The organism is Cupriavidus sp. GW823-FHT07A04 (genome assembly GCF_058794615.1).
This window is the reverse complement of sequence record NZ_JBXAHA010000018.1, coordinates 105,084-125,032: the sequence shown is the minus strand read 5'-3', so window position 1 is coordinate 125,032 and position 19,949 is coordinate 105,084. Positions and strand designations below refer to the sequence as shown.

General features: G+C 67.0%; 17 protein-coding genes. 8 read left to right on the top strand and 9 right to left on the bottom strand.

Translation table 11 applies throughout. The features are described from left to right. Nucleotides 1–6 precede the first annotated feature (6 nt). The gene (locus AC1Q7Q_RS28615; protein ID WP_492373500.1) at nt 7–1,518 is read right to left on the bottom strand and encodes a polyamine aminopropyltransferase; all 1,512 of its coding nucleotides are present in this window, start codon (nt 1,516–1,518) and stop codon (nt 7–9) included. A gap of 262 nt (nt 1,519–1,780) precedes the next feature. Here AC1Q7Q_RS28615 and AC1Q7Q_RS28610 point away from each other — a divergent pair, with 262 nt between their 5' ends. The 8 genes from AC1Q7Q_RS28610 to AC1Q7Q_RS28575 all read left to right on the top strand — a co-directional run bounded on the left by AC1Q7Q_RS28610 (nt 1,781) and on the right by AC1Q7Q_RS28575 (nt 7,634). After that, on the top strand, nt 1,781–2,167 hold the full coding sequence (locus AC1Q7Q_RS28610; RefSeq protein WP_043350632.1) for a DUF350 domain-containing protein: 387 nt from the start codon (nt 1,781–1,783) through the stop codon (nt 2,165–2,167). Between the two features lie 44 nt (nt 2,168–2,211). Then, a complete protein-coding gene (locus AC1Q7Q_RS28605) occupies nt 2,212–3,246 on the top strand; it encodes an SPFH domain-containing protein (RefSeq protein WP_492373499.1) in 1,035 nt (344 codons plus the stop codon). Nucleotides 3,247–3,267: 21 nt separating this feature from the next. Further along, nucleotides 3,268–4,788, top strand: a complete 1,521-nt coding sequence (locus AC1Q7Q_RS28600) for a DUF4178 domain-containing protein (protein WP_492373498.1) — start codon at nt 3,268–3,270, stop codon at nt 4,786–4,788. A 6-nt stretch (nt 4,789–4,794) separates the two neighbouring features. Next, nucleotides 4,795–4,962, top strand: a complete 168-nt coding sequence (locus AC1Q7Q_RS28595) for a hypothetical protein (RefSeq protein ID WP_158001334.1) — start codon at nt 4,795–4,797, stop codon at nt 4,960–4,962. Nucleotides 4,963–4,972: 10 nt separating this feature from the next. Further along, nucleotides 4,973–5,350 carry an adenosylmethionine decarboxylase gene (speD, locus tag AC1Q7Q_RS28590; RefSeq protein ID WP_492373497.1) on the top strand — a complete coding sequence of 126 codons (378 nt, stop codon included), beginning with the start codon at nt 4,973–4,975 and terminating at the stop codon, nt 5,348–5,350. 100 nt (nt 5,351–5,450) lie between these two features. Then, complete coding sequence (locus AC1Q7Q_RS28585) at nt 5,451–5,891, top strand: Cd(II)/Pb(II)-responsive transcriptional regulator (RefSeq protein ID WP_492373496.1); 441 nt, start codon at nt 5,451–5,453, stop codon at nt 5,889–5,891. Between the two features lie 533 nt (nt 5,892–6,424). Beyond that, entirely contained in the window at nt 6,425–6,844 is a 420-nt protein-coding gene (gene rnk / locus AC1Q7Q_RS28580; protein WP_492373495.1) for a nucleoside diphosphate kinase regulator, read from the top strand. 436 nt (nt 6,845–7,280) lie between these two features. Further along, nucleotides 7,281–7,634 carry a hypothetical protein gene (locus tag AC1Q7Q_RS28575; protein WP_492373494.1) on the top strand — a complete coding sequence of 118 codons (354 nt, stop codon included), beginning with the start codon at nt 7,281–7,283 and terminating at the stop codon, nt 7,632–7,634. Between the two features lie 230 nt (nt 7,635–7,864). On the opposite strand, the gene AC1Q7Q_RS28570 is transcribed toward AC1Q7Q_RS28575, so the two are convergent. From AC1Q7Q_RS28570 to gcl, 8 genes are all read right to left on the bottom strand, one after another. Continuing rightward, nucleotides 7,865–10,963: a multidrug efflux RND transporter permease subunit gene (locus AC1Q7Q_RS28570; RefSeq protein WP_492373493.1), complete on the bottom strand. Its 3,099-nt coding sequence runs from the start codon at nt 10,961–10,963 to the stop codon at nt 7,865–7,867. A gap of 154 nt (nt 10,964–11,117) precedes the next feature. Beyond that, on the bottom strand, nt 11,118–11,846 hold the full coding sequence (locus tag AC1Q7Q_RS28565; RefSeq protein ID WP_492373492.1) for a TetR/AcrR family transcriptional regulator: 729 nt from the start codon (nt 11,844–11,846) through the stop codon (nt 11,118–11,120). 130 nt (nt 11,847–11,976) lie between these two features. Next, the gene (gene ypfJ / locus AC1Q7Q_RS28560; protein ID WP_174425813.1) at nt 11,977–12,870 is read right to left on the bottom strand and encodes a KPN_02809 family neutral zinc metallopeptidase; all 894 of its coding nucleotides are present in this window, start codon (nt 12,868–12,870) and stop codon (nt 11,977–11,979) included. A 101-nt stretch (nt 12,871–12,971) separates the two neighbouring features. Next, nucleotides 12,972–14,450 (bottom strand): pyruvate kinase, encoded by a 1,479-nt coding sequence (gene pyk / locus AC1Q7Q_RS28555; protein WP_416049927.1) that lies wholly within the window; start codon nt 14,448–14,450, stop codon nt 12,972–12,974. Nucleotides 14,451–14,515: 65 nt separating this feature from the next. Beyond that, a complete protein-coding gene (locus tag AC1Q7Q_RS28550; protein ID WP_492373491.1) occupies nt 14,516–15,829 on the bottom strand; it encodes a glycerate kinase type-2 family protein in 1,314 nt (437 codons plus the stop codon). A gap of 88 nt (nt 15,830–15,917) precedes the next feature. Beyond that, nucleotides 15,918–16,844, bottom strand: a complete 927-nt coding sequence (gene glxR / locus AC1Q7Q_RS28545) for a 2-hydroxy-3-oxopropionate reductase (protein ID WP_492373490.1) — start codon at nt 16,842–16,844, stop codon at nt 15,918–15,920. Nucleotides 16,845–16,896: 52 nt separating this feature from the next. Beyond that, entirely contained in the window at nt 16,897–17,679 is a 783-nt protein-coding gene (hyi, locus tag AC1Q7Q_RS28540; RefSeq protein WP_492373489.1) for a hydroxypyruvate isomerase, read from the bottom strand. A 130-nt stretch (nt 17,680–17,809) separates the two neighbouring features. Further along, entirely contained in the window at nt 17,810–19,585 is a 1,776-nt protein-coding gene (gcl, locus tag AC1Q7Q_RS28535; protein WP_043350593.1) for a glyoxylate carboligase, read from the bottom strand. Between the last annotated feature and the right edge of the window lie 364 nt (nt 19,586–19,949).

Below are 19,949 nucleotides of genomic sequence, written 5' to 3'. Positions count from 1 at the left end.
TGCAGATCAGCGAATGACATTGCGCCAGTCCTGCTCAAAGTCATGCACCAGCGACTGCTCGTTGAGCCGGTTGGCACGCGCCTCGCGCGGCGCCATGTCGGCGGGGAAGCGGAACATCAGCGCAGTGCTGTCGGCGTCGAGGAATTTGAGCGGCACGGTGTAGCGTGTGGGCGGCGTGTAGTCGCCGCGCTTGCCCGCAACGATGAAGCCCCACTCGCCGAATGACGGCACATAGGCGTGGTAGGGCCAGGTATGCAGGCCCGCCTCGCGCAGCGTGGCGTCGATATCCCAGAACGAGCGCGGCGCAAAGTACGGCGAGGTGGACTGCACCACGGCATAGCCCTTCTGCGCGAGGTGGTGCGACATCAGCTTGTACATCGGCACCGAGTACAGCTTGCCCAGGCCGAAGTTGGACGGGTCGGGCAGGTCGACGATGATGGCGTCGAACATCTCGTTGTGCTGCTCCATCCATTGCGCGGCATCCGCATTGACCACCTGCACGCGCGCGTCCTTGAGCGAGCCCTGGTTCAGCGCCACCAGCGGCTCGCTGCGCGAGAACAGCGTGGTCATGGCGGGGTCGAGGTCGACCAGCGTCACGTGCTCGATGTTCTTGTGCTTGAGGATCTCGCGCACGGCCAGCCCGTCGCCGCCGCCGATCACCAGCACGCGGCGCGCCCACGGCAGCGCCTGCAGCACGGGATGCACCAGCGCCTCGTGGTAGCGGTGCTCGTCGCGCGAGGAGAACTGCAGGTTGCCGTTGATATAGAGGCGCATGTCGTCCTTCCAGCGCGTGATCACCAGGCGCTGGTACGGCGTGCTTTCGCTATGGATGATCTCGTCGCCGAACATGCCGCGCTCGGCCCAGTGGGTCAGCCGCCCCGAGGCCAGAAAGCCACCCGCCAGCAGCACCAGCACCAGCGAGGCGCGCAGCATGCGCGACATCACCGGCTTGAGCTCGTCGCGGAAGATATGGATGGTGACAAGCGCCACGCCCGCATTGAGCATGCCAAACAGAAAGCCGGTGCGCGACAGCCCCAGGCGCGGCGCCAGCACCAGCGGGAACACCAGCGAGACAGCCAGCGCGCCAAGGTAGTCGAACGTCAGCACGCGGCTGACCAGCTCGCCAAAGGCGGTGCGGCGCGTGTTGAGCACCCGCATGACCAGCGGGATCTCCATGCCCACCAGCACGCCAAGCACGAACACCATGGCGTAGAGCGCGGTGCGAAAGGGCGCGGACAGCCAGGCGAACACCACGAACAGGAGCGCCGCGGAGATGCCGCCGAGCAGGCCGATCAGGATCTCGATATCGATGAAGCGCGCCAGCACGTCTTCGTCCTTCACATAGCGCGACAGCCAGGAACCCACGCCCATGGCGAACAGGTAGCAGCCGATGATGGAAGAAAACTGGAGAATGGAGTCGCCCAGCAGGTAGCTGGACAGGGCGCCGGCGATCAGCTCGTAGCCGAGCCCGCAGGACGCCACGATCAACACCGAAAGAACAAGGGTACGGTCGCGCATCGGGGCTAGGGAATCGGGGGTCGGAGAGGAAGCCGGGAAGGAAGCCGGGAGGGCAGGCGTGACGCTCAGGCGAGCCGCCGCGCGATGCGCGCACGCCTGGCAAACCGCAAAAAGTTGTAATGAACCGAAATGGACAACGGATATACTTGGGCGCGAACTGCCAACGATGCTGATATCGCCAATATGGCTTCACGATTCACGGCTCGCTTACTGTTGCGGCAGCCCGGAACACCGTCGTAGAACCAGCCGGAGAACAATCAAGATGCAAGCCATCTACGCCTATGTGCTGCACCTGCTGGCCGGCCTTGCCCTGCTGGCGGTGTTCGTCGGAGTCTACACCAGGATCACGCCGTTTCGCGAGTTCGCGCTGATCCGCCAGGGCAACCTCGCGGCGGCGCTTTCGCTGTCGGGGGCGATGATCGGTTTTTGCTTTACGCTGTCGTCCAGCATCCAGCACAACGACACCTTCCTGATGTTCCTGGTGTGGTCGGTGGGGGCGATGCTGGTACAGGCGCTGGCCTACGCGGGCCTGGCGCGCGCGCTGCCCGACATGGATGCAGCGATCGAATCGAACAACATCGGCATGGGCGGCCTGATGGGCGCTATTTCAGTGACGGTCGGCTTGATCAATGCCGCCTGCCTGTCCTGACTTCCTGAACATGCTGGAACAACGCTGAGAACCTGGGGATTGCCATGAGCATCGGATCGTTCATCAAGAAGCAGTTTATCGACATCCTCCAGTGGACGGAGGACACGGACGGCGTACTGGCCTGGCGCTATCCGATGGAGGATATGGAAATCCAGTACGGTGGCAGCCTGACCGTGCGCGAGTCGCAGATGGCGGTGTTCGTCAACGAAGGCAAGATCGCCGACGTGTTTGGGCCCGGCATGCACAAGCTCACCACGCAAACGCTGCCGGTGCTGACCTACCTGAAGAACTGGGACAAGCTGTTCGAGTCGCCCTTCAAGTCGGATGTGTACTTCTTCAGCACGCGCCTGCAGATCGGCCGCAAGTGGGGCACCGCCCAGCCGATTACCATCCGCGACGCCGATTTCGGCATGGTGCGGCTGCGCGCCTTCGGCCTGTACTCGTACAAGGTGGCCGACGCCGCCAGGTTCTATACCGAGATCAGCGGCACGCGCGCCGAGTACACCCGCGACGAGGTGGAAGAGCAACTGCGCAACCTGCTGATCGCCACCATGACCGCCACGCTGGGCAGCGCCTCGGTGCCCTTCCTGGACATGGCCGCCAACCAGGCGCTGATGTCGCAGACCATCCGCGACAAGCTGGCGCCGGAGTTCGAGCGCTATGGCGTGGCGCTGGATAACTTCGCGGTGACCAATGTGTCGCTGCCGGAAGAACTGCAAAAGGCCATTGACACCCGTATCTCCATGGGCATGATGGGCGATATGGCGAAGTTCACGCAGTACCAGGTCGCCACCTCGATCCCGCTGGCCGCGCAGAACGAGGGCGGCGTGGCCGGCCTTGGCGCCAGCCTGGCGGCCGGCGCGGTGATGGGCCAGGCGATGGCGGGCGGGCTTGGCGCCGCCGCCGGCGTCCAGCCTGCCGCACCCGCTGCGGCAGCGGCGCCGGCCGCAGTGGCCGCACCTGCCGACGATCCCGCCGCACGGCTGCAAAAGCTCAAGGACCTGCTCGACAAGAGCCTGATCTCGCAGGCTGAGTTCGACACCGCCAAGGCCGAGATCCTCAAGAAACTGATCGGCTGAGCGCGCCCTTATCCCTTAAGCATGCAAGAAATCAACTGCCCAAGCTGCGGCGCGCCGGCGGCCTTCCGCTCGTCTGCCGCGGTGATGGTGGTGTGCGAGTTTTGCCACAGCACGCTGCTCAAGGACGCCGACACGGTCAAGGACGTCGGCAAGATGTCCACCGTGCTGGAGGACTACACGCCGCTGCAGATCCACACCTCGGGCCAGTGGGACGGGCAGGGCTTCACCCTGGTCGGCCGCATCCAGCTGCGCTACGACTCCGGCCTGTGGAACGAGTGGTACCTGCTGTTCGACGACGGCAGCGACGGCTGGCTGGCGGATGCCTCCGGCCAGTACATGCTGACCCGGCGCGTCACGGCCGAGCAATCCGCCGCGCAGCTTAACGGCGTGGCGCTGCCGCGCTATGACCAGCTCACGCCCGGCACGCCCCTGTACTTCGACAAGCATCGCTACCTGGCCAGCGACGTGCGCAGCGCGCGCTGCACCGGCGGGCAGGGCGAGCTGCCGTTCACGGTAGGCGCCGGCTGGACCGCGCAGGTTGCGGACTTCCGCGACGAAGGCCGTTTCCTCACGCTCGACTACGCCGATGGCGATCCGCCCGCCATCTATACCGGCCAGGCGGTCACGCTCGACCAGCTCAAATGCCAGCTGCTGCGTGAAGCCGACCAGATCGCCGGCACCGCCGACCGCTACCGCGGCAAAGCCGTGCCGCTGGCCTGCCCGGGCTGCGGCGGCCCGATCGCCTACCGCGCGGGCGTGGCCAGCTTCGTGGTCTGCCCGAGTTGCCACAGCGAGATCGACTGCTCTACCTCCACGGCGCTCGTGCTGGAAAAGCAGCATGAGCTCGATGCGCTCAAGACCAGCCTGGCGCCGGGCGACATCGGCAACATCGACGGCAAGCCGTACACGGTGCTGGGCCTGATGCAGTGCACTGACAACGACGAGGAAGAAGCCTCCACCTGGGTCGAGTATCTGCTGTTCAACGAGCAGCGTGGCCTGATGTGGCTGGTGGAGCAGGACAGCGGCTGGGACCGGGTCGAGGTGCTGGATACCTGGCCGCGCATGGTCTCCGGCACGGCCGCAAGCTACCAGGGCCAGACGTTCCAGCAGGGCTACGACTACGAGAGCGAGGTGCTGTACGCGGCCGGCACCTTCAACTGGCGCGTCAAGGTGGGCGACACCACGCGCCTGACCGAATTCGGCAAGCCGGCGCGCCGGCTCACGCGCGAGACCTCCGGCACGGAGATCGTCTGGACTTTGTCCACCACCGTGGCGCGCGCGCAGCTGGCACAGTGGTTCAAGTCCAGCCCGGGGCTGGCCGAGGCCGCCCGCGCGCCGCAGGCAGCGCGCGCATCGGCTGCGGGCAATAGCGCCGACCTCGCCTTTTGCCGCAAGAGCGCCAAGGTCTACGCCATCCTCCTCGCCATCCTCAATGTCCCGGTGGCGCTCGTCACCGATCGGGGCTGGTTCACTATCGTCATCGGTTTCCTGCTGCTTTGGGTGCCGATCTGGCTGGTCCAGCGCTGGGCCGGAAAGGATTGAGTCAGCGTGCGCCTGCTTTATCTTGTCTACGGCATCATCGTGCTGTTCGGCACGACCTTCTTCAACATCGGCGAATCCACCGGTTCCGGCTCGTCCGGATACGCGAGCTCGCGTGGCTGGAGCGGCGGTTCCTCCGGCTCCAGCGGCTGGTCCTCCGGCGGCGGCCACAAATGAGCCCGCGGCCATGAACGCGCCAGCCCTGCCTTGCCCGGCCGTGCTCGGCCACCACCTGCTTGCCGACATGCAAGGCGTGGCGAGCGATCTGCTGGCCGATGCCGCACTGGTCGAGCGCGTGCTTTACCAGGCGGCGCAGGCCGCCGGCGCCACCGTGGTGGATGCGCGCTTCCGGCACTTCGGGCCGGGGCTGGGCGTGACCGGGGTGCTGCTGCTCAAGGAGTCGCACATCAGCATCCATACCTGGCCCGAGTACGGCTTTGCCGCCGTGGATGTGTTCATGTGCGGCGCCGCCCGGCCAGAGCTGGCGGTGGAGGTGGTGCGCGCGGCCTTCGTGCCGCGCACGCTTACGCTGCGCGATCAGGCGCGGGGCCCGGCGCCTGGCTGAGCGCGAAGCTGGCAAGGCTTGCCGCGATGGTCTACACTGCCGGGTAACCCTGTAATTACTACAGGGTATTTGTTGCGGTCGGGAGTGACCTGGAGTCGGCATGCGTATCGGTGAGCTTGCAAAGCACAGCAGTTGCGACGTGGAGACCATCCGCTATTACGAGCGCGAAGGCCTGCTCGACGCGCCCCAGCGCGAGGACAACGGCTATCGCCGCTACGGCGACGGCCATTTGCTGCAGCTGAACTTCGTGCGGCACTGCCGCTCCCTCGGCATGAGCCTGTCCGATGTGCGCAGGCTGCGCGACTTCGAGCGCGATCCGGCCCTGGCCTGCGACGATATCAACAGCCTGCTGGATCGCCAGATCGAGCAGATCCACGCCCAGCGCGTGGCGCTGGAAGCGCTGGAAGGGCAGTTGCGGGCACTTCGCCATACTTGCGACCAGCCCCATCCGGTCAGCGAATGCGGCATCCTGCAGAACCTGCAGCAAGCTGCCGCCGGCGCCGCCTGCGAGTGCCATCCGCATCCGGAGCGCCACGCGTAAGGGTTGCGCCCCGGTGCCTGAAAGGTGCCGGCTATGCTACGATCCCTTTACCTGCCGCGCACCAAGCTGGTGAAAAAGCGGCGGGCCGAGCCCGCGACGAAGCCTTTGAGTGAGCCATTGCTCTCGTCAGTTTCGCCGCATGGCGCGCTTTCCCGATTTTCCATTCCAATTGCTGCCGCACCCAATGACGCCTTGCTGCCTGTCGCCGATTGCTGTCGAGCTTGCCCCTGTCGGGCAGGCTGGCGCGACCGTGCGCGCAGTCCAGGCGCCGCGCGCACAAGCCAAACAGGCGATTGCCTGCCGCCGGATCAGCGCACCGCTTGATCCTGCCCGGTTCCCAGCCTGACGTTCCCCCCAACGCAGGCAGACGCTGAACCGGGCCGAGTCACTCCCTGTTCGCGGTTTTCCCGCCGGTACTGACCGCCGGTAACGGCCCACCTTGTTTCATGACCTGGCAACGCCAGGAGCCGATCCCCGACGGATCGCTCCAGCCTGTTCCGGGTCGCCGCATCGCCACTTAGCGAGGATTCATCATGACGGCATCGTCCAAACAACAACCGACCCTTTACCTGACCGAGCTCGACGTGACCCGTCTGGAGCGCATCGCGGGCCGCGCCGGCGCCGCGCCGCTGGCTGAAATGCTCGACAGCATCCTCGAGCGCGCGGCCATCGTGCCGGCCGAGGCGATTCCCAAGGATGTGGTCACCATGAACTCCAGCCTGCTGTGCGCGCTGGAGGGCGAGGCCACACCGCGCCGCTGGACGCTGGTCTACCCGGACACCGCCGATTTCGATGAAGGCCGCCTGTCGGTACTGTCGCCGATCGGCCGTGTGCTGCTGGGCGCGCGCGCCGGGCAGACCGTGAGCTACCGCCTGCCGGACGGACGTGAGCAAAGCGTCACCGTGGTGGAGCTGTCTTTCCAGCCTGAGGCCAACGGCCAGTACACCGTATAAGGCCTGGTCAAAAACTTATCCGGCACTTTTTGGGTACTTTCAGGCCGATTCAAGGCTGATTCCGGGCGCCGGTCGTGGCGCCCTGGCGCGCGCGCATCGGCGCCGCCCATCCCGCAAAACGCTAGCCCGCCAGCAAGCTGTTCGCCCGCAGACCGGCCTGAGGCCTGGGCTGGCGGGCCATCAGGCATCGCTTCGGCCACCCGCCGCGCCCCCTCGCAAGCCCTCCCGTCACGCCATTGGGCGGCCAATCCGCGCCGTTCGTCCGACTTTCCAGCGTTTCACGACTCGCAACGCACCATTCGTCGCAGTGGTATTTCTCCTTGCCCGCCAAGCCACTAATCTTCAGTCCGTGCCTGCAGCGCAACATAGATTTGCCGGGGCAGCTAGTACAGCAAATTAAAAGCAAGAACGACACAATCAGTTGAAGGAGTCCCAAATGAATGCCAAACGCATCCTTGGCGGCGCTCTCGCCGTGCTGATGGTGGCCTCGTCGGCCGCGGCACTGGCAGCGCCCGCCAACAGCAAGGTCGGCAAGTTCGACGTGTACGCCGACGCGTTGCGCACCGGCAAGTTTGATACGTTCACCGATGGCGCCAAGGCCGGCAAGTTCGACACGTTCACCGATGGCGCCAAGGCTGGCAAGTTCGACACGTTCACCGACGGCGCCAAGGCTGGCAAGTTCGACACGTTCACCGATGGTGCCCGCGGCGCTTTCCGCGGCGAGATCGCAGCCAGCTCGCTGGACAACTCGCGCGGCGGCGACGGTTCGCTGTACGGCTACCGGGTCTGAAACCGACCCCCGTGGTACCTGGAGGCCACTTTGGTGGCCGCCAAGTACTACTTTTGCTCCCCGTTTTATCTCCCACCTGCCCGGCTGACCTCCTCCTCCTTTTCTCTCCCGCCGGGTGGGTGATTTTTACCCGCCGCTCCCCGCACTAGCTGCCTTTCGTATTTCCTCCGGCAGCCTTGCAAGACCCCCACCCCGACTATCCCGAACGCCGCGGGCCGGCACGCGCCTTGTCATTCCCGTTCGCGCCCGGCACGCCTGCGCCCGATCAAGACATAGAGCAACGGCACCGCCAGCGAGCCGATCACGGTGGCGCCCAGCATGCCGCCCAGCACCCCGGTGCCGACCGCGCGCTGCGCGGCCGCACCCGGGCCGGTGCTGATCGCCAGCGGCACCACGCCCAGGATAAAGGCCAGCGAGGTCATCACCACCGGGCGCAGCCGCTGGCGGGCGGCCTGGCCGGCGGCTTCCAGCAGGTCCATGCCGCCGCGGCGCAACTGCTCGGCGTATTCCACCACCAGGATGGCGTTCTTGGCCGCCAGCCCCATGATCACCACGCCGCCCACCTTGAAGTAGACGTCGTTCGGCATGCCGCGCAGCCAGATCGCCACCAGCGCGCCAACGAGGCCCGCCGGCACGATCAGCAGCACTGCCAGCGGCAAGGTCCAGTTTTCATAGAGCGCCACCAGGCACAAGAAGATGAACAACATCGACAAGGCGAACAGCCACGGCGCCTGCGTGCCGCTTTGCTGCTGCTCGAAGGCGCGTCCGGTCCAGCGCACGTCGTAGGCGCCGCCCAGCTCGCGCACCCTGGCCGTGAGGCGTTCCATGGCTGTGCCGGTGCTGTTGCCCGGCGCCACTTCGGCGTTGATGCGCACCGAGGTGAGCCCGTTGAACCGCTCCAGCGTCGCTTCGCCCTTGCCCCAGGCCAGTTCGGCGAAGGCACCCAGCGACACCATGCCACCGCTGGCATTGCGCACATGCACGCGGGACAGCTTGGCCGGGTCCATGCGGTAAGGCGCATCCGCTTGCAGGATCACCCGGCGGATACGGCCTTCGCGCGCGACTTCGTCGATATAGCGCGAGCCCAGGGTGGCCGACAGCGCATGGTGGATGGCCTGCGGCTCCACGCCAAAGCTGCGCGCGCGCTCGTAGTCGATGTGCAGGTCCAGCGCCGGCGCCGGCTGGCCAGTGGTGGCGCGCACCTCGCCCAGCGACGGCTCATCCTTGACGGCGGCAAGCAGCTTGTCGCGCGCGGCAAACAGCGCTTCGCGCCCGGAGCCGGCCTGCGCCACCAGCCGCATGTCGAGCCCGCCGGTGCTGCCCAGCTCGGGCAGGGCCGCGCCGTTATACGCGTACAGCTGCGCCTGTCCCCGCCCAGGCCACGCTTCCAGCCCGGCCTGGAGCCTGGCCAGCACTGCGTCCGCGCGTTCGTCGGCGCCGCGCTCCGACCAATCCCGCAGCGCCAGGTACATGCTGGCGCGCTGCTCGCCGTTGCCGGAATTGCTCCAGCCCAGCACGGCGAAGGTCGAGCGCACGGGATACTTGCCGGCTTTCAGCCACGCCTCCAGCGCCGCCACGGTGGCGCGCGTCTGCTCCTGCGTGGCACCCGCGGGCAGTTCCATATCGATCACCAGTTCGCCGGTGTCCTCCTCGGGCAGGAAGCCGGCGGGGATCTGCCACATCAGCACGCCACCGGCCACCGCCAGCGCCAGGTAGATGCCCAGCCAGCGCAGGCGGCGCCGCTGCAGCGCCAGTACCCAGCCGGCATAGCGCGCGGTGAGCGCCGTGAAGCCGCGCTCGAACCAGGCCAGCGGGCCGCGCTGCGGGTGCGGGGCATGGCGCAGCAGGCTGGCGCACATGGCCGGCGCCAGCGAAAGCGCGAAGAACAGCGAGAAGGCAATGGAGATCGCCAGCGTGATGGCGAAGTGCCGATAGATCACGCCCACCGCACTGCCCAGGAACGCCATCGGCACGAACACCGCGCACAGCACCAGCGTGACACCTACCAGCGCGCCGGACACTTCGCGCATCGAGCGGGCCGCCGCCTCCATGGCGTCCACACCATCTTCGCGCATGATCCGCTCGACGTTCTCCACCACCACGATGGCGTCGTCGACCAGGATGCCGATCGCCAGCACCACGCCAAACAGCGTGATCACGTTGAGAGACAGGCCAAACGCGTACAGGCAGGCCACAGTGCCAAGCAGCGAGACCGGCACCACGATCACCGGGATCAGCGTGGCGCGCAGGTTGCCGAGGAACAGGTAGAGGATCAGGAAGACCAGCGCCGTGGCTTCGCCCAGCGTGGTCAGCACGCGCCAGATCGAGCGTTCGACGAACTGCGCGCTGTCGGATGAGATCTCGTAACGCATGCCCGCGGGGAAGCCGCGCGCGGCTTCGTCAAGCGCGGCGCGCACCGCGCGCGAGGTGGCCAGTACGTTAGCGCCGTCTGCCAGCTTGAGGCCGATCGAGGCTGCCACCTGGCCGTCGTGGCGCGAGCTGTAGCGGTAGTCGCTGGCGCCCAGCTCCACCCGCGCCACGTCGCGCAGCCGTACCAGCGAGGCGTCGCCGCCGGCGCGCACCACGATCTGGCCGAAGGCCTCCGGCTCGGCGAGCGGCCGGGGCGGGCGCACCAGCGCCTGGTAGGGCTGGCCCGGCACCGCCGGCGCACCGCCGAGCTGGCCCGGGGTGACGTCGCCGTTGCGCGCCTTGATGGCCTGCTCGACGTCCGCGGCTGTCAGGCCGTAGGCGTTGAGCTTGTCGGGGTCGAACCAGATGCGCAGTGCGTACTCGGCACCATAGGGTTCCGCCTTGCCGATGCCGGGCAGGCGGCGCAGCATCGGCAGCACCGAAGCGGCGGCAAAATCGCCGAGCGCGGTTTCGTCGAGCTGGCTGTTCTGCGACACCAGCGAGACATACATGAAGGGGCTGCTGCCGGCTTGGTCCACGAAGATGCCGCCGCGGCGCACCGCCTCCGGCAACAGCGGCTCGGCTTGCATGACGCGGTTGCGCACGTTGACCTGCGCCAGCTGCGCATCGGTGCCCTGGCGGAAGCCCAGCGTGATGGTAGCGGCGCCGCCCTCGCTGCTGGCATCCAGGTAGAGCAGCCCGGGAATGCCGTGCATCTGCTGCTCCAGCACTGCGGTCACCGCATCTTCCACGGTACGCGCCGACGCGCCGGCATAGTCCGCGTAGACGATCACGGTGGGCGGCGCCACCGCCGGATACTGGGCGATGGGAATGCGGGTGAGGGCGATCAGGCCCGCCACCATGGTGAGAATGGCAATAACCCACGCGAACGCGGGCCGGCGAAGAAAAAAGGACGCCATGGCACATTGGATTGTTTTGCGCCGGCGCGGCAGCTAGCCGCCGCGCTGGCGCGGTGGAACGGATCCGGCGCGCGGGCACCGCGAGATGCGAGCGGTGAAACGCGCCGGGCAGCGTGGCACAAACGCTGTGAGGGAAGTGTGTCTGGCCGTCGCTCTAGCGGGACGGTCGGGAGAAGCCGCGCAGCAGCGCCGTGAGCAGCACCTGCTGCCGATGCACCAGCGGCTGCCAGTCCTCGCGGGGCAGGTGCTCGAACGTGATATCGAGCGCGGCCAGCCCGTGCACGGCAGTCCACAGCGCGTTGGTGACATCGCCGGGGTCGTACATGGAATCGATCAGCGCGGTGGCTTGCTGGTCATGCACGCAGGCCATCAGCACCGCGTTCACCGGGTCTTCCGGGAAACGCTCGCCCCAGCGCAGGTCGATCGCGCGCTCGGCGTCGGCCGGCAGGCCCATCATCATCATCAGGTGATAGCTGTGGCGGTTGGCCAGGGCCCACGCCACATAGGCATCGAGCACGGCCGGCAACGCCAGGGCAGGCGTACCCGCGGCGGCGCGCGCGGCGGCCAGTGCCGCCGCGAGGCGTACCCAGTCCTGCGCGCACAGCTCGAACAGCAGTGCGGTCTTGTCGTCGAAATGCCGGTAGATGGCGGCCGCGCTATAGCCGCAGCGCTCGCCGATGCGGCGCAACGTGACGCCGCTGAAGCCCGCCTCGGCAAACAACGCGCGGGCAGCATTGAAAAAGGCTTCGCGCACACTTTCGCGCCGCAGCTCGGCACCGCTGACCCGCGCAACGGGCGCGCCGGCGCGTGCGGCAACCGGCGTGGCGGGTGCACTCACGGGCGGGGCCGACAGGCTGGATTGCGTTGGGCGGGTGGCGGACATGGCCGCGATTATAAACACCGCTCACTTTGTGAACAACGTTTACATGGCGAATTCAGCACAAATAAGTGCCCCACCAGCGAGGGGGCGCTGCCCGGAGCGCCGGCGCAGCGCGGTCATCCAGCGGCGTGGCTCAGAGTTGCTTGGCCGCGAAGGTGTCGCACTTGCGGATGTCGCCGCTGGTCAGGCCCTGGCGCAGCCAGCGCGTGCGCTGCTCGCTGGTGCCGTGGGTGAACGCCTCTGGCACGACATAGCCCTGGGCCTGCTTTTGCAGGCGGTCGTCGCCGATGGCGGCGGCGGCCTTGAGGCCTTCCTCGATATCGCCGGGCTCCAGCAACTGCTGGTTCATGCGCTCTGCGGTAGCGGCCCATACGCCGGCCAGGCAATCGGCCTGCAGTTCCACGCGCACCGACAACTGGTTGGCCTGCGCCTCGCCCATGCGGCGGCGCGCGGCGTCGACCTTGCCCGACACGCCGAGCAGGTTCTGCACATGATGGCCAATCTCGTGGGCAATCACGTAGGCCTGGGCAAAATCGCCGCCAGCCCCGAAGCGCTGGCGCAATTCATCGTAAAAGGCCAGGTCGATATAGACCTTCTGGTCGCCCGGGCAATAGAACGGCCCCATGGCCGACTGGCCCGTGCCGCAGGCGGTAGGCGTGGCGCCCGAGAAGATCACCAGCGTGGGCGGCGCATAGCGGCGGTTGAGATCGGTCTCGAAGATATGCGACCAGGTGCGCTCGGTGTTACCGAGCACCTTGCGCACGAAGACCGTCATCTGGTCCTTGGCGGGGGGATGGCTGGGCACATGCTGCTGTTGCGGCGCTTGCTGCTGCGAGCCCTGCAGCACCGAGGCGCCCTGCATGATCACGGAAGGGTCGATGCCAAAGAAATAAGACGCCGCCAGCGCCACCAGGATGGTGCCGATGCCGAGCGTCTTGGGCCCCGCGCCAAAGCCGCCGAAACCGCCGGAGCCTTCACCCCGGCGGTCTTCTACATTCTGGCTTTCGGCTTCGTCGTCGAGACGCATGGTGGCTCCGCATTACTGGTTGATCGCCGCGGCAAAAAGGTGGCCGCAGCGTGTCGATCAGTATAGCAACGGCAATGCCGCCAACGCATGCGTGTGGTGTATCAGGCGGTAACCGCCGGTGCCGTGCTGGCAGTGGCTTGCCCCTGCGCCTTGCCCGGCTCCGCGCCGCCGATTTCGGCCACGCGCAGCAGGTTGGTGGTGCCGCCCTGGCCAAACGGCATGCCTGCCGCGATGGTGATCTGGTCGCCGGGTTCGGCATAGCCTTCCGCCAGCGCCGCGCGGGTTGCCGCATTCACCATCTCGTCCACGCTTTGCACGTCCGGGCTGACGGTGGAATGCACGCCCCACGCAATCGCCAGCCGCCGTGCGATTTCCAGGTTCGGCGTGATGCTGACGATGGGCGCGCACGGCCGCTCGCGTGCGGCGCGCAGCGCGGTGGAGCCCGACGAGGTGTAGGTGACGGTAGCCACCGCGCCGATGATCTGCGTGACCTCGCGCAGCGCCGCGCAGATCGCATCCTGGCGGGTGGACAGCGGCGCCTCATGCCCCGCGTCCAGCAGGTTGCGGTACAGCGGATCGCGCTCCACCTCGGTGATGATGCGGTTCATGATGGCCACCGCCGGCACCGGGTGGCGGCCGTTGGCCGACTCGGCCGACAGCATCACCGCATCGGCGCCGTCATAGATGGCGCTGGCCACATCGGACGCCTCGGCGCGCGTGGGCACCGGCGAATCGATCATCGATTCCAGCATCTGCGTGGCGATCACGATGGGTTTGCCGTGCTGGCGGCAGATGCGCAAGATGCGCTTCTGCACACCCGGCACACGCTCCGGCGGCAGTTCCACGCCCAGGTCTCCGCGCGCCACCATCACCGCATCGGACACGCGCACGATTTCCTCGAGCTGCTGCAGCGCGGCGGGCTTTTCGATCTTGGACAGCACGCCGGCACGGGTGCCGATGATCTCGCGCGCTTCCACGATGTCGGCCGGGCGCTGCACGAACGACAGCGCGATCCAGTCGGCGCCCAGCGCCAGCGCGAAGTCGAGGTCCTTGCGGTCCTTCTCGGTCAGGGCGGGGATCGGGATCACGGCGTCGGGCACGTTCACGCCCTTGCGGTCGGACAGCGTGCCGTGGTTGACCACGCGCGTGGCGATGCTGCCGCTGGCCACCGCCTCGATCTTCAACTGCACCTTGCCGTCGTCGATCAGCAGCGACTGACCCGGCGCGGCCACCCGGAACAGTTCCGGATGTGGTAGGTGCACGCGGGTGGCGTCGCCCGGGCTGGGGTCGCTGTCGAGCACGAAGGCGTCGCCGGCCTTGACCGCCACCTTGCCCGCGGCGAAGGTGCCGATGCGCAGCTTGGGGCCTTGCAGGTCGGCCAGCACGGCGATGGGGCGGCCGGTCTCGGCCTCGACCTGGCGCACGGCGTCGTAGCGGCGCTTGTGGTCGTCGTGCGAGCCGTGGCTGAAGTTCAGGCGGAAGACATCCGCTCCGGCTTCGAACAACTGACGGATCACCTCGATGTCGGTGCTGGCCGGTCCGAGCGTGGCAACGATCTTGGCTTTGCGCTGGCGTCTCATTTTGTCTCCTCTTCCAATCTCGGGCGGCGCGCCGCGATGGGCGCGCCGTTGTTCAAATTCAGGGCTTACACAATCAGGATGGCGCGGAAATCGTTCACATTGGTACGGGTCGGGCCGGTAACGATCAGGTCGTCCAGGCCGGCGAAGAAGCCGTAGCCGTCGTTGTTGCCGAGGTGCGCGCGCGCGGACAGTCCGCGTGCCTCGGCACGGGTCAGCGTATCGGGGGCGAGCAACGCACCGGCGTTGTCTTCGGAACCATCGATGCCGTCGGTGTCGCAGGCAATGGCATGCACGCCCGGCAGGCTGTCCAGTGCGACCGCGAGCGCCAGCAGGAATTCGGCATTGCGCCCGCCGCGGCCGCTGCCGCGCACCGTCACCGTGGTCTCGCCGCCGGACAGGATCACGCAAGGCTTCCTGAACGGCTGGCCATGCCGCGCAACCTGCCGCGCGATGGCGGCATGCACCAGCGCCACATCGCGCGATTCGCCTTCGATGCTGTCGGACAGGATGTGGGCTTCAACGCCCAGCTCGCGCGCGCGCGCCGCCGCGGCTTCCAGCGATTGCTGCGCGGTGGCCAGCGTGACGCTGCGATGGCCGTCGAAGCGCGCATCGCCGGGCTTGGGCGTTTCGCCCGCGCCGCTCTCCAGGTGCGCGCGCACATTGGCGGGCACGTCGATGCCGTACTTGGCGATCACCGCCAGCGCATCGGCGCAGCTGGTGGCGTCGGGCAGGGTCGGGCCGCTGGCGATCAGCGTGGGATCGTCACCGGGAATATCGGAAATCAACAGGGTCTCGACGCGTGCGGGCGCACAGTGCAATGCCAGCCGGCCGCCCTTGAGCGCCGACAGGTGCTTGCGCACGCAGTTCATCTCGCCGATGTTGGCGCCGCTCTTTAGCAGCGCGCGGTTCACGGCTTGCTTGTCGGCAAGCGTGATGCCGTCGGCCGGCGCGGCCAGCAGCGCGGAGCCGCCGCCGGAGATCAGGCACAGCACCAGGTCGTCGGCGGTCAGGCCCTTGACCAGCGCCACCATGCGCTGCGCGGCGCGCTGGCCGGCTTCGTCGGGCACCGGGTGCGCGGCCTCCACCACCTCGATACGCTGGCACGGCGCGCCATGTCCGTAGCGCGTCACAACCAGTCCGGAAATCTCGCCTTGCCAGTGCGCCTCGACGGCTTGCGCCATGGCGGCGGCGGCCTTGCCGGCACCGATCACCACCGTGCGGCCCTTGGGCGGCGTGGGCAGTTGCGGCGGCAGGCAATGGCTGGCGCTGACGGCGGCAACCGCGGTATCGAACAGGTCGCGCAGCAGGGCGCGCGGATCGGTGAGTCCGGCAGGGCGCTGGGGCGCCAGCAAGGTAGGGTAGGAATCGGTGGCGAGCATGACGGGATCCGGAAGTGCTGCGTTCCCGGCCGCGAGCGGCCGGGAGTGATGCTGGCCTGCCGAGGCAGGCCGTGATGGCGCTGCTGGCTTACTTGGCGCCGCCCTTGGCGATCTCATGGTTGGACATGATCTCGATGGCGCGGCACAGTGCCGAGTGGTCCTGTTTGCCCAGACCGTTGGCGGCGCAGGTGTTGAACAGCTCTTGCGCGGTGGCGGTGTTGGGCAGTGCCACGCCCAGCGCCTTCGCGCCTTGCAGCGCGAGGTTCAGGTCCTTCTGGTGCAGCTCGATGCGGAAGCCCGGATCGAAGGTGCGCTTGACCATGCGCTCACCATGCACTTCCAGGATGCGCGAAGCCGCGAAGCCGCCCATCAGCGCCTGGCGCACGCGCGCCGGATCGGCGCCCGCCTTGGAGGCGAACAGCAGCGCTTCGGACACGGCCTGGATGTTCAGCGCCACGATGATCTGGTTGGCCACCTTGGTGGTCTGGCCGTCGCCGTTGCCGCCGACCAGCGTCACGTTCTTGCCCAACAGGTCGAACAGCGGCTTGACCTCGTCGAACGATTCTTGCGGACCACCGACCATGATGGTCAACGATGCGGCCTTCGCGCCCACTTCGCCGCCGGACACCGGTGCATCCAGGTAGGCAGCGCCGAGCTTGTTGACGCGCGCGGCGAAATCCTTGGTGGCGATCGGCGAGATCGAGCTCATGTCGACCACGATCTTGCCGTGCGCGGCTTCCTTGCCGGCGCCCTTGAGCGCGGCGGCCACGCCCTTCTCGGCGAACAGCACGGCTTCCACGTGCGGGGTGTCCGGCACCATGATCACGATGATGTCCGCGCGCTTGGCCACTTCCTCGGCGCTGGTGCAGACCGTGACGCCGGCATCGACCAGCGCTTGCGGTGCGGGGTTCACGTCATGCACGAACAGCGTGTGGCCGGCCGCGCGCAGGTGGCCCGCCATCGGTGCGCCCATGATGCCCAGGCCGATAAAGCCGATGTTGCGTTGGTTTGCCATGTGATGTCTCCTTGATGGGATCGTTGAATGTTTGTGGATTTGCTTGTTCCGCTTACTGCACGCCGTGTTCCGCGCGCCAGCCCAGTCCTTCCACCGTGGTCGTGCGCGGCTTGTACTCGCAGCCGACCCAGCCGCCGTAGCCGATCTCATCGAGCCACTTGAACAGGAAGTGGTAGTTCAGCTCGCCGGTGCCCGGCTCATTGCGCCCCGGGTTGTCGGCCAGCTGCACGTGCTTGATCTTCGGCAGGTTGGCTTTGAGCGTGGCGGCGATTTCGCCTTCCATGCGCTGCATGTGATAGATGTCGTACTGCACGTAGAGGTTGGGCGCGTTGACCTGTGCGATCAGGTCCAGCGCCTGCTGCGTGCGCGACAGGAAGAAGCCGGGGATGTCGAAGGTGTTGATCGGCTCGACCAGCAGGTCGATCTGCTCGGCGCCGAGCGCCTGCGACGCGAAGCGCAGGTTTTCCACCAGCGTTTCCTGGGCCTGCTCGCGCTTGACGTTCTGCGGCTGGATGCCGACCAGGCAATTCAGCTGGCGCACGCCCAACACCTTGGCGTACTTGATCGCCTCGCCCACGCCGTCCTGGAACTCGCTCACGCGGTCCGGGTGGCAGGCAATGCCGCGCTCGCCCGCTTCCCACTTGCCCGCGGGCAGGTTGTGCAGCACCAGGTCGAGCTGGAAGCGGTTGAGCCGGTCGGCGATCTGGTCGGCGTGAAAGGCGTAGGGGAAGAGGAACTCCACGCCGCGGAAGCCCGCGCGCGCGGCGGCTTCAAAGCGGTCGAGGAAAGCCACTTCGTTGAACAGCATGGTCAGGTTGGCGGCAAGTTTTGGCATGGATGTCTCCGGATGACTTGTCTTGTGATTCCGCTCGCGCGGAGGCGGTGATTGGGGGGCGCATCAAGGGTACAGCGGGGATGCAGCGCTGCGCGCGGGCTCGTGGCCCGCGCTTGTCAGCCTGCTGTGCTTACGCCGTTTCCACTTCTTCCTTGAGGATGGCTTCCTCGATGTCTTCGATCGGCTCGAACTCGTTGATGTTGTCGATCTCGGTGCCCATCGCGATATTGGTCACGCGCTCCAGGATCACTTCCACCACCACGGGCACCGAGAACTCGGCCATCAGGTCGCGCGCTTCGGCAAAGGCCGGCGCGATGTCTTCCGGCTTGAACACGCGGATCGCCTTGCAGCCCAGGCCTTCCACCACCTTCACGTGGTCCACGCCGTAGCCGTTGAGCTCAGGCGAGTTCACGTTGTCGAAGGCCAGCTGCACGCAGTAGTCCATCTCGAAATTGCGCTGCGCCTGGCGGATCAGGCCGAGGTAGGAGTTGTTCACCACCAGGTGGATGTACGGCACCTTGAACTGCGCGGCCACGGCCAGTTCTTCGATCATGAACTGGAAGTCGTAGTCGCCCGAGATGGCCACCACATCCGATTCCGGCGAGGCCACCTTCACGCCGATCGCGGCGGGGATGGTCCAGCCTAGCGGGCCGGCCTGGCCGCAGTTGATCCAGTGGCGCGGCTCGTTGACCGACAGGAACTGCGCGGCGGCGATCTGCGACAGGCCGATGGTGGACACGTAACGCACATCGCGCGGGAAGTACTGGTTCATCTCGCGGTACACGCGTTGCGGCTTGACCGGCACGTTGTCGAAATCGCTCTTGCGCTGCATGGTGCGGCGGCGCTTTTGCACGTCCGCCACCCAGCTCTTGCGGCACGGCAGGCGGCCGGCCATCTTCATCTCGCGCGCCACTTCCACGAACTGCTCCAGCGCGGCCTTGGCATCGGAGACGATGCCCAGGTCCGGGCCAAACACGCGGCCGATCTGGGTAGGCTCGATATCCACGTGCACGAACTTGCGGCCCTTGGTGTAGACCTCGACGCTGCCGGTGTGGCGGTTGGCCCAGCGATTGCCGATGCCGAGCACGAAGTCCGATGCCAGCATCGTGGCGTTGCCGTAGCGGTGCGACGTCTGCAGGCCAACCATGCCGGCTTGCAGCGGGTGGTCGTCGGCCAGCACGCCCCAGCCCATCAGCGTGGGGACCACCGGCACGTTGACCAGCTCGGCGAATTCCACCAGGAGCTCGGCCGCGTCGGCGTTGATCACGCCGCCACCGCACACGATCAGCGGGCGCTCGGCCGCGTTGAGCATGGCGATGGCCTTCTCGATCTGCGCTCGTGAGGCAACCGGCTTGTACGGGGCGAGCGGCTGATAGGTTTCCGGATCGAACTCGATCTCGGCAACCTGCACGTCGAACGGCAGGTCGATCAGCACCGGGCCCGGGCGGCCCGAGCGCATCAGGTGGAAAGCTTGCTGGAACACTTGCGGCACCAGCGCCGGCTCGCGCACGGTCACCGCCCACTTGGTCACCGGCTTGGCGATCGACTCGATGTCGACGGCCTGGAAGTCTTCCTTGTACAAACGGGCGCGCGGCGCCTGGCCGGTGATGCAGAGAATGGGGATGGAGTCAGCCCAGGCCGAGTACAGGCCGGTGATCATGTCGGTGCCGGCCGGGCCCGAGGTGCCGATGCACACGCCGATATTGCCGGCTTCGGCGCGGGTGTAGCCTTCGGCCATGTGCGAGGCGCCTTCCACGTGGCGGGCCAGGAAATGGTCGATGGTGCCGGCCCGGCGCATGGCCGAGTAGAACGGGTTGATGGCGGCGCCGGGCACGCCGAACGCGGTGGTGATACCTTCTTTTTCCAGCACGGCGATGGCCGCGTCAACTGCTCTCATCTTCGGCATGTCTGTCTCCAATCGTTGATGCGATGTTTTGTGAATGGCTATGAATGGCTGCGAATCACTGTTGGAGTCCATGCTATTCCCGCAAGCGGGTTGGGATAAAGGGAAGGGAGATCAGTTGATTCGATACCCGTGATATCGAATGAGGGCGCCCGAGGCAGAAAACACGATCGCCCGACGCGGTCTGGCGCGTGTCATGGAACTACGTTGTGTGACGGCAACGATACGTAGGAAATTGCGGGAAAAGCCCGCCCGACGGTCCCGGTGCGCACCCTGCGGCCCGCTAAATGGCGACAATGTGCGGGTATCGCGCCAGTACCTGTGCCAAGGCACGGCGCAGGAACCACCTATTGCCAACCCAACCGCC